The 16,707-nt window shown below is 33.6% G+C and carries 17 protein-coding genes; 4 read left to right on the top strand and 13 right to left on the bottom strand.

The features are described from left to right. Positions 1-78: 78 nt before the first annotated feature. The 3 genes from H344_RS0113360 to H344_RS0113350 form a co-directional block, all read right to left on the bottom strand. Entirely contained in the window at positions 79-681 is a 603-nt protein-coding gene (locus H344_RS0113360) for a YdeI/OmpD-associated family protein (RefSeq protein ID WP_034256632.1), read from the bottom strand. A gap of 287 nt (positions 682-968) precedes the next feature. Further along, entirely contained in the window at positions 969-2,177 is a 1,209-nt protein-coding gene (gene tyrS, locus H344_RS0113355) for a tyrosine--tRNA ligase (RefSeq protein ID WP_026810782.1), read from the bottom strand. A gap of 450 nt (positions 2,178-2,627) precedes the next feature. Then, positions 2,628-3,362, bottom strand: a complete 735-nt coding sequence (locus tag H344_RS0113350) for a hypothetical protein (protein WP_026810781.1) — start codon at positions 3,360-3,362, stop codon at positions 2,628-2,630. 159 nt (positions 3,363-3,521) lie between these two features. Between H344_RS0113350 and H344_RS0113345 the strand changes: the two genes are divergently transcribed. Beyond that, entirely contained in the window at positions 3,522-4,085 is a 564-nt protein-coding gene (locus H344_RS0113345; RefSeq protein WP_084148810.1) for a sulfatase/phosphatase domain-containing protein, read from the top strand. A 306-nt stretch (positions 4,086-4,391) separates the two neighbouring features. Further along, on the top strand, positions 4,392-6,098 hold the full coding sequence (locus H344_RS0113340) for a potassium channel family protein (protein ID WP_026810779.1): 1,707 nt from the start codon (positions 4,392-4,394) through the stop codon (positions 6,096-6,098). A 138-nt stretch (positions 6,099-6,236) separates the two neighbouring features. Here the strand turns inward: H344_RS0113340 and H344_RS0113335 are convergent, their stop codons facing one another. The 4 genes from H344_RS0113335 to H344_RS22150 form a co-directional block, all read right to left on the bottom strand. Further along, positions 6,237-6,866 (bottom strand): class I SAM-dependent methyltransferase, encoded by a 630-nt coding sequence (locus tag H344_RS0113335; RefSeq protein ID WP_026810778.1) that lies wholly within the window; start codon positions 6,864-6,866, stop codon positions 6,237-6,239. An 86-nt stretch (positions 6,867-6,952) separates the two neighbouring features. Next, positions 6,953-7,366, bottom strand: coding sequence for a lipocalin family protein (locus tag H344_RS20290; protein ID WP_051254319.1), 414 nt, complete (start codon positions 7,364-7,366; stop codon positions 6,953-6,955). 356 nt (positions 7,367-7,722) lie between these two features. Further along, positions 7,723-8,295, bottom strand: coding sequence for a LysR family transcriptional regulator substrate-binding protein (locus H344_RS20285; RefSeq protein ID WP_240484988.1), 573 nt, complete (start codon positions 8,293-8,295; stop codon positions 7,723-7,725). 14 nt (positions 8,296-8,309) lie between these two features. After that, complete coding sequence (locus H344_RS22150) at positions 8,310-8,594, bottom strand: LysR family transcriptional regulator (RefSeq protein ID WP_240484986.1); 285 nt, start codon at positions 8,592-8,594, stop codon at positions 8,310-8,312. Positions 8,595-8,702: 108 nt separating this feature from the next. Here H344_RS22150 and H344_RS0113320 point away from each other — a divergent pair, with 108 nt between their 5' ends. Next, positions 8,703-9,332, top strand: coding sequence for a LysE family translocator (locus H344_RS0113320; protein WP_034256630.1), 630 nt, complete (start codon positions 8,703-8,705; stop codon positions 9,330-9,332). A 483-nt stretch (positions 9,333-9,815) separates the two neighbouring features. On the opposite strand, the gene H344_RS0113315 is transcribed toward H344_RS0113320, so the two are convergent. From H344_RS0113315 to H344_RS22145, 6 genes are all read right to left on the bottom strand, one after another. Further along, complete coding sequence (locus tag H344_RS0113315) at positions 9,816-10,775, bottom strand: hypothetical protein (RefSeq protein WP_026810776.1); 960 nt, start codon at positions 10,773-10,775, stop codon at positions 9,816-9,818. A 348-nt stretch (positions 10,776-11,123) separates the two neighbouring features. Beyond that, complete coding sequence (locus tag H344_RS0113310) at positions 11,124-11,456, bottom strand: hypothetical protein (RefSeq protein ID WP_026810775.1); 333 nt, start codon at positions 11,454-11,456, stop codon at positions 11,124-11,126. 107 nt (positions 11,457-11,563) lie between these two features. Next, entirely contained in the window at positions 11,564-12,121 is a 558-nt protein-coding gene (locus tag H344_RS0113305) for a hypothetical protein (RefSeq protein WP_026810774.1), read from the bottom strand. A gap of 297 nt (positions 12,122-12,418) precedes the next feature. Continuing rightward, positions 12,419-13,474, bottom strand: coding sequence for a sugar-transfer associated ATP-grasp domain-containing protein (locus H344_RS0113300; protein ID WP_051254318.1), 1,056 nt, complete (start codon positions 13,472-13,474; stop codon positions 12,419-12,421). Between the two features lie 812 nt (positions 13,475-14,286). Continuing rightward, positions 14,287-15,711: a cysteate racemase gene (gene cuyB / locus H344_RS0113290; RefSeq protein WP_026810772.1), complete on the bottom strand. Its 1,425-nt coding sequence runs from the start codon at positions 15,709-15,711 to the stop codon at positions 14,287-14,289. 143 nt (positions 15,712-15,854) lie between these two features. Further along, positions 15,855-16,184, bottom strand: coding sequence for a hypothetical protein (locus tag H344_RS22145; protein WP_051254317.1), 330 nt, complete (start codon positions 16,182-16,184; stop codon positions 15,855-15,857). Between the two features lie 286 nt (positions 16,185-16,470). Between H344_RS22145 and H344_RS0113280 the strand changes: the two genes are divergently transcribed. Then, on the top strand, positions 16,471-16,707 hold a 237-nt coding region (locus H344_RS0113280), incomplete at its 3' end, for a transposase (protein WP_026810771.1).

Here is a 16,707-nt window from a genome sequence, read left to right as displayed (position 1 = left end):
AATATGATTTCCTTTTTTATTGATATATAAATTAACCCTGGCTAATTATATCTAAAGCGTTAATGAATTCATTAGCAGTCAGTTGGATTGTTCTTTTTTAAAGTCGTCATTCAATCCTTTTCCACTTAAAATTTTTGGAATTATTTTTTCAATTCTTGAGGCTCTCGTTTTTGATTGTTTGGCTTGTGAAAAATGTAGTAAATACCCTCGTTGGCGTCCTGGGGTTAATGCACTAAAAGCAGCTTTTAAATTCGGATTATCGTTTAACGCTTTTTTAAACTCATCCGGTATTTTAAACTCAGAAGTCTTTTTCATTTTCACTTCTAATCCTAACTTTTCTACTTCTATAGCTTCAAAAATATAGGCTTTAATCGTAGGTTTTAAATCAATTATTTCTTGCCAATTAGTAAACCTAAGTTGCCGTGCAGATTGAACATTCTCAGTTTGTTGGATAAGCATGTTATCGGGATCTTTCAATAAGACTCCTTTATGAAAGAGTAGGGCACAGTACCTTTTAAAACCATGAAGTAATAGGATGTTACTTTTTCTAAAAGTATAACATGGAACTCCCCATTTTAATTCTTCCTCTAGTGCACAGTCCAAAACAATCCTACGTAGCTCCTGATATTCTTTTTTCCACTTAGTTTCTTTATCGAAAAACCAATCTACTTTTGGATTCATTTTGGTTATGGATTAGTCTAAGGTAGATAATGAGAGTTTACCTGTATCTAATATAAGTCTTTTTGTATAAAAAATGATTTTATATCATCAGACTAAGAATCAGATGATTTAAAAATAGTGGTTTGTAGTAAATTATAACGGAAGTTATTGGGCGAGTTTAGCGCCATAAAGGCTCTTGGTATTCTATGGAAAACGGTATTCTTGAAAATTATAGTAGGGTAGAGTAGAGGTGAAGTCCGCTCCTAGTTAGGAACGGACCTCTCTACTAAACTAAGATGTGATAGGGTTTATTCTTTTAACTCGTAGAAATCTCTTTTTCCTATTTTAATTTTTACTCCTTCTTTAAGTCCGACTTCAGCGAATGGCTCTTCAATTTTTTTATTATTAATCTTAACGGCACCATTCTCAATGAGTCTTCTAATGGCAGATTTTGTCTGACCTTTTTTCAGTTGAAAACATAATTCTACCAAACTAATAGTGCCATTTTCGCGCTCAATATTATCAATTGAGACAGGCTCAAAGCTTTTCTCTTCAAATTTTTTGCTTTGAAATTGATTCATAAAAAATTCCTCCGCTTTATGAGCTTCAGTGACATTATGGTATTGTGAGATGATATTTTTAGCAATTAGCTTTTTAATATTCATAGGATTTTCTCCCTGAGCTAAACGCTCTTTTAAAGCTTCTTTTTCTGAGATAGAGAAATCTGTAGTCAAATGCAAGAATTCTTCAATTAAGCTATCAGGAATAGACATTGTCTTTCCAAACATTTCATTAGGTTCATCGGTAAGTCCTATAATATTGTTTAACGATTTACTCATTTTCTCTTTTCCATCTAACCCCTTTAGTAAAGGCATACACATTATAATTTGCGGACTCATTTCAAAGGTTTCTTGCAACTGTCTTCCCATGGTGCAATTAAAAAGTTGGTCTGTTCCCCCCATTTCAATATCAGCCTTAATTTCTACTGAATCATATCCTTGTAGAATAGGGTAAACCAACTCGTGCATGGCAATAGGGGTATTCTCTGTAAAACGTTTATTAAAATCGTTTCTATGCATTAGTTGAGCAACGGTGACTTTAGATAAAATCTGTATCACCTCGGTAAAAGAAAGTTGATCTAACCATTCAGAATTGAAAACAATTTTAACCTTATCAATATCTATGATTTGTGATAATTGGTTTAGGTATGTTTGTGCATTATGTTGCACCTCCTCTGTTGTTAAAGGCTTTCTACTTTTATTTTTCCCTGTTGGATCTCCTATACGTGCGGTAAAATTCCCTACTAAGATGACGATTTGGTGACCTAGATCTTGAAACTGCTTAAGCTTTTTCAGCACCACTGCATGACCTAAATGTAAGTCTGGGGCGGTAGGATCAAATCCTAGTTTAATAATTAATTTTCGGTTTTCCTTTTTGGCTTGATCTAACTTCTGTTCCAATCCATTTTCTGGAAGAATGATTTCTACGTTCTCTTTTAATTTGCTTATAGTTTCCATTTTTTGAAATAAAAAAAGCCCGAGCAATTGCTCGGGCTTTAGGTTATGATATATTTTTTAAAATATTAGATTTTACTTGACGTATACACATAACGGTTCCGAGCAGCTATTATTTGGTAATAATAAGTGCTGAAAAAAGGAAGACGTAATATGTTATTTAATTTTTTCATTTCTGGCTGCAAATGTAGCCCATAATGTCCTGATACGCAACAATTTTATTAAATAGGACTTTACTCACCATGAAAGATTAGATCCCATCAGGGGCCTGTCCGAATATTCCAAGGCGGGCTTGCCCGAACTGTATAGGCGGGGAATTATTATTTCTGTACTTTCTAATTGCTGCCACTATGAGCTTGTCTTGTGACTATAGACTAAACCCAATTAGTCCATAAGATATCTAGAACTAGCCTATGGTCAGGTTTAATCTGAAGTGGTATGTATTTATATTACTTAATTTGAGCAGTTATTGTTTACCATATCTTCTAGCGTGGGATTAAAGAGGTTAAATCTAGCTATAAACGCAATGGTCTCACTATTTGCCTGAATCAAAGTCGTTAAGGCACAGAAATCTGCTAAGGAATCGTTAGAATCAATTCTTATGTCAGCAGAGGAATTAATTTTCCCTAGGGCATTAATGTTAGTTAAGTTGATATTATTGGTGACTAAAAGTTGGGGAACTTCTACTAAATTGTCCAAGCCATTTAAAGTTGTCAGTGATCGGTTGTCGAATATAGAAAACTGAACTCCAATTTTGGTCAATGCGTTTAACGCATTTAAACTAGGTAAAGCATCGTTATTTTTGATGTTAAAGCTTTCTGAAACTGTGATTAGGTTATCCAAACCAGTTAAAGAAGTTAATTCTGAATTATTTTCAATTCCTATATAGGTTACCTCTTCAATATTTTCTAATCCTTTTAATGAATTTAGGTTTTTATTATCCTTAATTATAATGCCTTCAACTTCTTTTAAATTCTGTAAGAAGCTTAAGTCCTCCATCTCGTAGGTATTTTTTATGATTAAATTACCGTTTATAGATTCAAAAGCCTTGATGGTTGCATTATCGGAATCTTTAGCCGAACTAATTACTAAATCTCCTTCTAAATGGGTATTTAGCTCTTCGGGTAAATCTTCATTACTACATGTCATAAGATTGATGGAAAAGAATAATAAAAGAAGATATTTCATAATTTTTTAGAATATATTTTTATCAAATGTAATGCGCTTTTTTATGTTTTTGTTGCGTCTTTAGGCAACTAATATAAAAATTACTAAATAAAACCACCGTGTTAACTGGCAAAATTCCTTGACTACTTACTGATACATGGGTTATAAGGTGTAGCATATATCCACTTATTTAATTTTCTTCATAGAGGGATCTATGAAGGTGGTGCAGATCCAGAATATTTTAATAGCAACGGTCCTTTTAAAGGAGTGAAAAGAGATTTATACGAGGGTGGCATAAGAGTCCCCATGATCGTGAAATGGCCTGGAAAAGTGCAACCTAACAGCAAATCTGATCATGTTTCCGCATTTTGGGATGTATTCCCCACCTTCTCGGAAATTGTAGGGATTAATAAACCCAACAATTTAGATGGCATTTCATTCCTTCCTACGCTGCTGCAGAATGGGAATCAAGAAGAACACAACTATTTGTATTGGGAGTTTCATGAACAAGGAGGTCGCCAATCCATTAGAAAAGGAGATTGGAAGGCTGTTAAATACGATGTCTTAAAAAATCCAGGTGCCCCAATGGAGCTTTATAATCTTGCAGAGGATATTTCTGAGGAAAACAATGTGGCCCAGTCCCACCCAGAAGTGGTAAAAGAGATGCAAGCTATTTTTGAGACTGCACGTACAGACTCTGATATATTTACATTTGCTTCTGAAACCTATCTCTCCAAGCAATAAGATAGTTAAGTTGTGATTAGATGTGAAAGGAACAACGGGTTACTGTTGTTCCTTTTTATTTGGTAATATCTTGCATTAAATCTTCGTTAGAATCAATGTGTGTTACTCAAGACTCATTATAATCGTCAGCGATAATAACTCTAATATCTCTTCTAATACAAGTAACTGCCTGCAGTCTAATTGAAACTGTATCTTTGCTCCTTTAAAATTGGTAGCTAAAGTCATTTTTATAAACAGGTGAGCAGGAAGTGAATTCTTTAGATTAAGAATATACAAATTGTAAACCCTTTTTTAATAATACAGATTATGAAATTTGTCGGAAGTCAGATGGCTCATTATATGAGGGACAGGGACTTTAAAAGAAACTACAAGATTCTATTTAAGTATTTGATCTTTCTAGGATTTGTTATTGGAATTTATTCCATTCTATTCCATTTTATAATGGAATTTGAAGGACAACACCATTCATGGGTCACTGGTTTTTATTGGACACTTACCGTTATGAGTACCCTTGGCTTTGGTGACATTACCTTTGCATCCGATCTTGGTCGCATTTTTAGTATTGTGGTATTGCTTTCGGGCATATTTATGTTGATGATTGTTTTGCCTTTTGCGTTTATTAGGCACTTTTATATTCCTCTTTTAGAGTCGAGAAAGAACAACAAGGTACCTCGTGAAGTTCCCTCCAGAACAAAAGACCATATCTTAATCTGTTCTTATGATGTTATAGCAAGAGATCTTACGGACCGATTAGAACAGGAGGGCGTCCCATTTTATGTGATTGAAAACCGAATGGAAAATGCGCTTAAAAATCACGATGACAACGTTCCTGTTCTATTTGGGGATCTAGATGAGAAGGAAACCTATCGCCTTGCCAATATAAAGGATGCCAAATTGGTTCTAGTGAACAGAGACGATTTTTTAAACACCAAGATTATCCTTACCATACGCGAAATAGCCCCTGAGATACCCATTGTTGCTATTGCTACTAATTTAGAATCGGTTGATGTACAGCAACTTAGTGGTGCTAACCATGTGCTGCCAGTAAAAAAGTGGCTTGGCGAGCAGTTGGCCAATAGGGTTAATACTCAGCATGCAGAATCACATGCCATAGGCCAATATGAAGATTTATTAATCGCTGAGTTACCCGTTCATAATACTCCCTTGGTTTCTAAACGTATCCGTGATACTGGATTAAGACAAAAATTTGGAGTGAGTATAGTAGGAATTTGGGAGCGTGGAAGATTGCAACCTATTAAAGGTGATGAAATACTGACCTATGATAGTGTACTGGTCATCATAGGAAATAAAGAACAGCTCCAAAACATTGATGAGCTTTTCCATGATTATAGTATCAACCCCAATCCTGTACTATTAATTGGGGCTGGTAAGGTAGGTTTGTCAGCGGCCAGGTCTTTGCATAAAAATGGGGTTTTGGTGAATGTTGTTGATAAAGATCCGGAGGTATGTAAAAAGGTTAGACCCTATTGTCATCAGGTATTCTCTGGGGACGCCTCAGATTATCACCTTTTAAAACAAGCGGGAATTCTTGAAGCTCCCTCGGTATTACTTTCTACCCATGATGATACTACCAATATTTATTTGGCCTCTTATTGTCGTAGACTTAATAACGACGTACGCATTGTAAGCCGCATATCGGAAGCTCGAAATGTTGATATCATGCAAAGGGCAGGGGCAGATTTTGTGTTGAGTTATTCCACCTTAGGTTCTGAAGCCGTTTTATCCATTTTTAAAGAGCAGGAATTAACCGTTTTAGGCGAGGGGTTCACTTTATTTATCATCCCGATTCCGAAATCTTTAGAAGGCTTGTCTCTTTCCGAATCTAGGATAGGTACTAAGACTGGCTTATCTGTGATTGCAATTAAAGAAAATTCTGAAGCCAAAACGTTACTATCGGCTTCTACCATTTTACCTCATGGTGCTGAAATAGTAATGCTTGGAACCATTGAGATGAAACATAAATTCAATAAGATATATGTTAACGCCAATTGATAGTCTTCATGATTTTTTGCTTAAGAATTTTATTATTTAACCTAATACCCAATCAGTTTGTTTTTGCAACAAGGTCTTTGTGAACGCTTAGGTATTAGAGAGGCCTAGTTCAATTCTATTATGAGGCAGAGCTGTTTATTAGATGGTTGGTAATAGTTTTTTACATACTATCATCCAATGTCTTTCATTTGGATTTTTTTCAGGTTCATTAATCTCCTTTAATTCAAGTATATTATAACCTCCAAACTCTTCTTTTACTGAAGCTTCGTTATAGAAGTAAAGGTTTAGTCCTTGTGGAGATTGAAAGGTATTTTTGCTTACTTCCTTTCCTACACCAAATCGCTTATCGCTTGTAGACAATGCAACAAAAACCATTAAACCATTAGGAATTAACTGTAAAAAGCAATCTTGGATTAGTTTTAACCTGTCGGCTTTCTCCAAAAGGTGAATAAGAGAATAGCAATAGATTGATTGGTAGCGAGCCTTATCAAATGGCATATCCGTAACTGAACCGTAATGTATTGTTACATCCCTTCCAAAATACTTGCGAGCTCTCTCAATTGCGGTTTTAGAAACTTCGATTCCTGAAACATTTAATCCCTTATCATAAAAGACCTTTGCATTCCTTCCATATCCGAATCCTGGAATTAATACGCTTTTAATTTTGTTTTTGTGAAATAGATTAAGGACGCTAATTGCATTATCAGCCGGATTCTCTCCCCACATTTCATCGTTACTCTTATAAGCAGAATCCCAAAATTCAATCATTTTTAGTTTTTTACAAGATTGATTCTTGGATAATGGTTAAATTTTCTGAAGTTGGCTAGAAGAAGCAGATACATTTAGTCCAGGTTTTATTTCTTGGTATATTCTGACTGATAAGTGCCATCTCTAAGAATTAGTTTATCTCTAGTTAATTTTTCAATAATGTAGGTTATAGTGTCTATAGACGATGTACCATTTCCAATACTTTTGATAGTAAATGTAATTTGATTCCCTTTTACCTTCCAGTTTTTATATAGTAGCGTTTTCATATTATCGGATCTTGCAGTACCATTTTTTAAAAGGGAAAAATGTAATGCCGATTTAGAGGTATCTTTCCAAGACCCAACAAGTAAATCTTTATCAATAGTTGATTCCTTTATTTTAGAAATCTCTTCGTTTTTAGCAGTGCTTTTTCCGTCAATTTTACAAGAACCCAAGAAGAGTACTCCTATAGTTAAAAATAAGATGTGAATTACCTTCCCCTTAGAAACTAAATTATTCATTATAATATTCTTTTTCACCAATTAGATGTCGCTTTTCAGTGAATCAAAATGAATGCCAATATATAGATATTGTAACTAAGATAAGCGATATTTTCTTAGCAGCTTATATGTGCTACCTACCCACAACCTTAAGCTACTTGGATTCCATTTAGAAAGTAAACTCCCAGCTTCCATCTGTTTCTATCTATGAATTTTGCATAAATCTGCACAGTTATTATCTCAGGCTGTTGGAAATTTTTTAAAATCGTAAAAGTGATTTTGTACGAGCGTGTCGCTTACCTGCCTAACGTCATAGGCAGGCCTGTCTGGAGGCAGATAACCTTGTGTTAGCGTAAGTTATAAAAAACATTGGTATATTATATTTTTACCATTTCGGCATATTTCACCACTTGTTTAATAGTATTGTTTGGTTCATTTTTCCTCCAATGGATAAATAAATCTATTTCTTCCTCTAATTCAATAAACCTAACACTTTGAGTTTTCGCAATTTCAAAAGATTGGGGAAGAATAGATACTCCAAGTCCCGTAGATACAAGGTTTAAAATCATACCACCAAAGTCGGACTCGATAATTATTTTTGGTTCAAAATTATGTTTATTAAAAAAGCTTCTTAAAAGTGAGGCAAAAAAAGTTTTTTCATGTAGTCCTGATATGATAAATTTTTCATCTTTTAGTTTGTTTAAGTTCGATATCGATTTTTTATTAAACCAATGATTACTTGGAACAACTAAACAAATTGATTCCGATGATATTTTAAATGAATTAATGTTTATATTTTTTATTTTATCTCTACTGAATGCTATATCTGTTTGATAACTAAGCAATAACTTTTCGTGATTCTGGTCTATAGGCTCTGTTAATTCAAATTTGAGCTCTGGAAGATTAGTGTTTAGAAGCTTTAAAAAGTTAGGTAAGAAATTAAAAGAAATAGATCCAGGATATGTTATTGATACCTGTCCAGATATACCTTCGTCAATTTTTTTGCATGTCTATGATATTGGTCAAGCTCTTCTATAAGAACCGCATACTTCTCTTTTAGAAATTTACCTGCATCAGTAAGTTTTACATTTCTTTTATCTCTTTCAAAAAGTTGCACTCCTAATTCTTGTTCTAGTGATTGAATTTGCCGACTTAAAGATGACTGTGATATAAATGTCTTTTCTGCAGATCTCCAAAAATGCAACTCATTAGCGAGTATTAAAAAATATTTAATTTGTTGAATAGTCATAACTAATGCGTTTTTTGCATCATTTCACCAAAAATATGTATTTTTAAAAGTGTAGCAAAAACTTTTCTTTGTGGCCTAGATTTATTTTATCCCTAAAAGAATTAAATTATGGGTATTGAAAACTTTATTACATTCATAATTACTGCTTTGCTATTTATTATGACACCTGGAATTGATACGATGTTTGTGTTAAACAAATCAATTGGTCAAGGAAGGAAATCAGGTGTTTATGCAACACTTGGGATTAATGCAGGTGTACTGAGTCATTCTTTCTTTGGAGCTTTGGGTTTATCTATTTTAATTGCAAAATCGGCCTTGGCTTTTACCCTTATTAAATATGTAGGGGCAGTTTATTTAATTTACCTAGGGGTTGTAAAGCTTAAAACTAAAAATGGACTTCTGCCTAATGTGGCGATTGACACCAATGAAAAGAAGGCAAAAAGTGACTTTTGGACAGGTTTTATAACTAATACTTTAAATCCGAAAGTTGCATTATTCTTTTTGGCTTTTTTTCCTCAATTTATCAATCCTACTCAAATACATAATCCTGTTCCGTTTGTACTACTAGGTGTTACATATGCTATTATCGGGATTGCTTGGTACATGAGCCTGACTTTATTAGCTAGTATATTTTTCGATAAAATTAAAAATAACTCAAAGCTTGGTTCTCGATTAAATAAATTTAGTGGACTAGCTTTTATATTAATGGGACTTAAAATAGCTTTAACTAAAAACTAGTCTTTTTAAAATTTAATTAACAGGCTATAACTTAGCTAGTATTTATTAATTCCATGCAAACAAATCGAGGGTTATATTAACTCTGTATTTTTAGTGGATAGCGGGTTGCAGTCTAGAAAAGTATATTATTAAGTAAACTAACAATTTGCCTAATTAGTTTTCCCCTGATATATATAAGAATTCGCTTAATATGATTGGGTATATCATAGCGTCTAGTGGGGTTGTGGGGAATTAATGGTGTTCAATACCTTGTGCCATAACCATTTTCATTAAACTGAATAAAAACTAAAGAGTGTAATTAAATATTCTAAATTGGCCTCTATAGAATAAAGTACATACTTGGTTTATTGTTAATCGCTACTTTTAATAAATAAAAAAGTCCATCGCTAGGATAGACTTTTAATTAATTTTTACTATCTAAATTAACTTTCACATTCATTACTACAAAACTGTCACAAATCTTATTATTGACGTTTATTTGTATTAAATAGAAATGATATCAAACTTTTTTTCTCCTTCGCTCGATACATCACTGGGTGAAGAGGACTGGGTTGCTTTTACCACTAATTTTGGGTAATAGAGGCCAAATGATGGCTTTTGAGAATATGGATTTGGAACTTTAAGTTTTACCGACCAAGTTCCATTTGAGGAAATTTTAACGGACTTAGTCTCGCCCTCCCTAAAACGAGTAACCATATTAGGGGTTCCGCTATTATAACGCTGAGCAGGGGTTTGATATTCAGCTAATACGCTGACCTCGATATTCATATTGGGAATTCCTTTTCCAGAGACAGTGGTAAAGGTCTCCTGATACATTCCGCCGGGACCAGGATTGCTAGCAACTTTAATTTCTCTATCGGTTTTAATTATTTCTGGAGGGGCCATAGTACCATATACAATTGAAGGAGGCGGAAGTGTTGCAGTTATGTCTTGCGGGTATTGATGTGAGGAGATTTCAAACTTTATATTATAGGCTCCTTCAGGTACCCCACGATAAGGGTTTTCCATTTTAGCATCCCATGTACCATCGCTTTCCGAGGTTACTTTTATTACGTCATATTCTTTAACTCTTTCGTAATTATAACCCTTCTGTTTCCAGCGCACCTTGTTAGTAATTTCTATCCGGTTGTTTGGCCCTGCAACACCTTCCACCAAAAATCCAAATTTGTACTTAACCCGTTCAGGAATGTTTGTAATAGAAGATACCGACGACATTAGCTGGTTAATGTTAATGTGATCAGCAGCTGGTCCTATTACTTTGGAAGAGGTTCCTTTCATTTCTTTCTGTGAGGTTCTTTTAACATGTGTTGGAGTCTTCTTTTGTGTCCTAAGAATTTTTTCCTTTTGAGATTTGGTGGTTTTAGAAGGTGTGTGTTGTGATATTGCGACGTTTGAGAAACAAACCAAGCCCCCTACGATTACATTTAAAATAATGTTTTTCATCTTTTTGTTTTTTATTAGTTCGACTCTCCTTTTCAGAATTCCACTTGTATTGAGTATGATGGTAATACCATCGGCTTAACCCGTTACAACAACCTCAGTGAAGTCGACAAGGATTGTTTCAATGTCGGAAGAGCCATAGAATCAGAATGTTAAAATGGCGAACCCTATGGGTAAAAAAAGAACTTTTCACTTAATCTGACAACAGCCAATGAGAATTCAATATGTCTGATTTAGAGTTTCACTTATATGGATGAGTATTTAATTTGCTAGGAGACGTGAAACACAAAATTATGGCGCCTTTGAGATGCACTTAAATTTAATGTGATTCAAACTGTTATAAACTTATAATTATTTCTTTACTTGAAATCCATGCTCTTTAATAAAATTTATATTCTCTTTTTTTATTTCTAGAATAATTCTCTTACCACTTAAGCACGAGCAGGCAAGACAACTTTCTGGGGTCCCATTGTTATCAATACTTACATCGTATATTTCAATATTTACTGATTGGAAGTGATTTTTTATTATATCTGCTAAATCGGTATCCGTTTCGGCAGTTCCCCAAGAGTCGCTACAATAGGTTTGGTTATATAAAACCAATATAGTATCTCCCGCATCGTCATCTGATGAACAGCTCAATAGTGCTAGGCCTATACATATAAGTAGAATGACTTTTTTCATAATAATGAATTGTAGTTATGATTACAAAGTATGTATTACTCTTTGGTACTTGAGGGGGGTACTGCGACATTTAATGACGGAGCCATCTACACGACTACGCAATATTTTTATGTCTTTTTTAAGTCGAATCCTAAATTCAGCTGCAACATAATTGGCCAAATATTTCCATTACCATTTGTGTCAAAATAATATTGTGGTCCAACGTCAAATAGTAGATGGAAATTCCTTCCATACTTTCTTTGTATTCCCCATGTTGGTCCAAAAGCAAAATCAACGTCGGAAGTGCGATTTACATTCTCGGCAATCGAATTTCCACGGGTTATAAATCTTAACGAAACAAAATTTCCAGAATTATTTTCCGTATTTCTATTTTTTTCGTTTCTCTTATTTAAGTTATAAAACCATTTTTGTTGCAAGTCAGCAAATGGACTAATTATATATATAAATCCACTTCCTCCAAAAGTTAAATCCGGATATCCTCCACCATAACCAATTCCAAGTGCTGAAGAAAAAGTAGAATATTGACCTGTTGGAATTTCCAATTCAATTGCAGGATTTAAAAAATTAACCCGCCAAATTTTTTCAGTTTTAGTTTCGTTTATTTCTTGAGCATAATTCAGCATTGTTAAAAGTCCAAATGTTAAAATAAGTAGGCTTTTTTTCATTTTTTTTTAATGTTTAGGTATTTATTTTCAAGTGTTGTACAACGGGAGTTTAGACAGTTACTCCATATTCCATAAAAATAGCACTTCTAGGTTATCCTAGGTAGATTTAGGGAAGTTTTATCGCGCCTTAATATTAGCGTCGGAAGACTTGGTATTGGAAGGAGTTGGTTTAGCTAATTGGAGGATATTTGGCCAATGTTTTAAGCTCTTTAGGTCTAAGTGTGGCTATAATTATCAGAGAGCTATAGCAGATCGGGATCAGGTTCACCTCCGAGATCCCATACTGCTTATCTTACATTAATTACTTTCTTGTTTTAATTCTTCTATTAATTTTTTAATATGACGATTTTGTAATAAACCGCCATATCCAATGTCAGCTGAAGGTAAATGAGGTCCAGAATTAGCCTCAACTATTACAGGGCCCATAGTAGAAATCGCAACATCCCAACCAATAAACCTATCAGGTATAATTTTAACACCTTTTAAAACTTCTTCACAAGCTTCTTTGAAATACGGAATTTTAAACCCTTCAATTTTAAAGCCGCTATCTGGGTGTTTATTAATTAATTTTCCTCCATATTCAGGCATATAATGCCCATTTTTTTTTAATGTGCCTTCATCCATATTTACTCCAACAAAAAAGCCACCAGATGAGGCATTATCAACAATACTATTACCAACTCCAAATCTCATAAACGCACTAATTATTTCGGGATGATTATCTGATGTAATTAGGGAGATTATTCTTAATGTGTTTACAGATTTATCATTGATTTTATTAATTTCTCTGTGTTGTTTAATTATTTTGGTGTGAATATAATACCCATCTATGAGTGAATCAAATATAGTATCTATTTCATCTTTTAAGCCCGATTTCGTCAATTTAAAACAGCCTTTACCACCATAGTCCGATGGTCGTCTAAAAAATAGACCATCTAGGTTATCTACGGTAAAAACGTAATCAAAAAAACTAACAAGGTCACTTCTATTATAAATTTGCTTAATCGTATTGTTATGATAGAAAGTGGTCCCTAGATTATAGCTGATTAGCTTTGGAGTGTTAAGGGGAGATTTCTCGCTTAAAAGCGCAAAAAATAATTTATTTTCTATTAATGATTTGTATGCAGGTTTATGCAAAAGTGGACTGCTAAGAATTGCACTTACTTCTCCTGCACTTAAGTAGTCCAAATAATTTTTGACATCTTTTCTATACAGGTATTTGAAATAGTAATAAGGAATTTCTTTTTTGGTTTTATAAAGTACAAATACCTCTTTAATTATTTTAAAAAAACTTTTTTTATTAGGGTCATTTATAAAAACCTTAATTCTTCCGATTTTCTCAAATTTACGCATGCGTTTATTTGTTAGATTATAATTAAGGCTAACTAAAGATTGCGTGGCAATCCCATTTTATATAAAAATAACAAGATTTAGGTAAATTTAAGGCTGTTATGGAAGTTTTGTCATACCATTATTCTAATAGCTGACGCCTTGATGTTGGACCAAATGGGCATAGGTAATTAGATGGTATAGGGGTAGACCAGTCTGTTAAATTAGCTAACATCTTTAATCAATTAATTCATAATTCAATTCCACCGTAAAGTGGTTTGGTTAATAATTTTTTATAGATTTTATTCATATTATTACCATTCAAGAACACTAAATATCCATTTTAGATTTTGGAAACCATATGGCATAAGTATTTATACTAGGGTCTTTTACGGTATGAAATAATACAAATTCATTATAATTGCATTCATTTAAAATTACCTAACTCTATCCAATCCAAAAAATATATTTTCTTTTAGTAATACCTGTTGTATTACAATAAAGTTATAAACATTTTCGGAGTTATGAGTCTCCCCAGACCCCTCTTTTCAACATCATCATAGAATATATTTACAACACAAATCTAAAGGATGGCAAAGGTAAACCTGCCTTACGGCAAAGGTAAACCTGCTAGGTTTCATAGACTGGCTTGTCTGACTTCATAAGCAGGCCCAGCTGCTGTATAAATCGCAGTAGCGGGGAATTCCAACACACTTTAAAAATCAAACTTCTTGAAAATTTCTTTTGTAGCTGTTTTATCTATATCCCTTCTTGGGTTTTTATTTGTGTTATTTCAATTGCCCAAATATTACATGTTTATTCAAGGCTCATATTTTTTATAAGCTTTGGGTAGCTAACTGAACTACTTTCTTTGCTAAAATTAAAGTTGGGTCAATTAATTCAATTGAAAACTTGGTGTCATTATATCCTTGATTCTGAGGGAACAGTAGAGGTAGCTCAGTACACCCTAAAATAATTACCTGAGCGTTTTTTTTAATAAGGTGATTAACTCCGCCATTAATCTGTTCCTTGCAAAGGCCACTTGTATATCCAGCTTTCACACCCATTTCACCATAAATACTTTCCATTACAAGATTTTGATGCGTTTCATCTGGAACTACAATCTGAAGCCCAAAATGTGTAAGTACATTAAAATATACTTTACTCTGAATTGTTCCACTTGTAGCTAATAAGCCTACTATGGTACCTTTTCCAAAGTTTTCTAAAATATATTCTGCTGTAGTCGTTATCATATTAACAATAGGCACATTAAGGTGATCTTGAATTTCCTTTACAAAAGCATGTGCTGTATTGCAGGGTATTGCAATTGCATTTGCACCAGCTGCCTCTAATTTTTTACAAGTGGAAAATAACGCAATAGTGGGGTCTGTTTGATTATGAATTAAATTGGCAGTTCTATCAGGAATTTGAGGGTTTTGTTCCACAATCATTTTTATATGATCTTGGTCTTTCTTCGCTGGTGTACTTTGAATGATTTTATTCATAAAATCAACCGTTGCGGAAGGTCCAACTCCCCCAACAATACCCAGTTTAAACGGTTTAAGCTGTGGAATATTCCCTATAGCTAACGCATAGTCTGCATAAACCTGATTAACGTCTACTATTGGAACTCCTCTTTTCCAAAGCTGATTTACCAATAGGGAAATTTCGGTAATACAAGGTAAAATCACTTCACAACCTTTTGCTTTTAGCTCTAGACAGGCCTCGTAAACATATTCTAGGGGCAAACCGTCTAAGTATCCATTTTTAATACCTGTTTCTGCATATATGGCATGCATTAACTGGCTTTGATTTGTAGGGTATATTAATTCATAGTCTTGAAAGTATTTTGTTAATAAGGTAGATTCTTTAACAAAACTAGAAGTCAGTACTCCTATTTTAGTGCCTTTCTCAAATTTTAGACTTAGATAATTGGTTATAGCATCAAAAATATTTACAATGGAAATAGATGTTTCCTTTTGCAGCTCATCTATAAAAGAATGACTTGCAAAACATGGCAGTAAAATTTTAGACACCTTATTTTGTTCAAAGTTTTTGCATAAATTGAAGGTGTAGAATTTCCTTGATTTTATATCCTGCTCTTCAAATAAAGCAGATTCAATCTGACTATATGGTTGCTGTTCAAAAATGAAATGATAGTTTTTTTGATTTTTTAGGGCTTCCTTGTTTTTTAGAAGTTTAAAAAACAAATCGGCTCCAGATAAGGCTCCTAGGCCACCAATTACGGCAATTTTATCCATTCTGTTTTAAATAATTTATCAAGTATAAACCAAAGTTCCTTTTGTATAACATTGTTAGGGATATTGGTTAACCAACCTGTGCAGATATTAAAAGTTATGGTGTGCGGCATTTGATTAATTTCCGGATGTTGTTCAATAGTTCTTTAATCTAACTTTTCAATTTCATCAAGTCCAATTTTAAAAATATTACCAAAACCATTTAATGGACTATTAGCTATCTGTTTTAAAGAATATACACTTTTTAATTCTCTGTCATGATTTGTTTTTCTTTCACTCGTAAAATAGAAGTTACGGTTTTCCCAATCTATAAAAGGGGAGTAATCCAATTTATCTGAATTAATTAACGCTCCCATATTTTTTGATTGACTCCATTTTCCATTATCATCCTTGCGGCTTATGTATAAATCACCGCCACCTAAATCATCCTCTCGGCCAAATGAGCTAAAAATTATTAGATCTTCCTTTGGGCTCACATTGGCGTTAAATTCAAAAAAAGGTGAATTTATTTCGACCGGCAATGGCTCAGGCGATTGAAATTTCCCTTCTACGTACTTAGATATAAAAATATCTTCTTTCCCTAATCCGTTCTTTCTTGTTGCTGTAAAGTATAAGTTTCCTTTTTCACTTACTGAAGGGAAAAATTCGTCCCCTCTAGTGTTTATTACTGAGTCTAGCGCTGCAGGTTCTGACCATACCCCTACTTTAGCCCCACATAAGTTCGGAGTGATATTTTAAATTTCAAATTTATACATTTGAGATATGAAATATAAGAAATGGACCTTAGTACAAAAGTTGGAGATATTATCCAGTTCGGAAGAAATAGGCATTGTGGAAACCTGCCGTAAATACGGGGTTAGCACTGGCACTTTTTATTCCTGGAAGAAGAAGTTCGACCATAAAGGGGAAGCAGGTTTAAAAGTGCCCTATGACACTAAGAGCAAGGAACTGAAAGAAGCAGAAGAGGAAAATCGTGTGCTTCGCAAGTTGCTTAGTGAT

The sequence above is a fragment of the Arenibacter latericius DSM 15913 genome (assembly GCF_000424985.1).
In the GTDB taxonomy this organism is placed as follows: Bacteria; Bacteroidota; Bacteroidia; order Flavobacteriales; family Flavobacteriaceae; genus Arenibacter; species Arenibacter latericius.
This window is presented reverse-complemented; position numbering and strand designations above follow the sequence as displayed.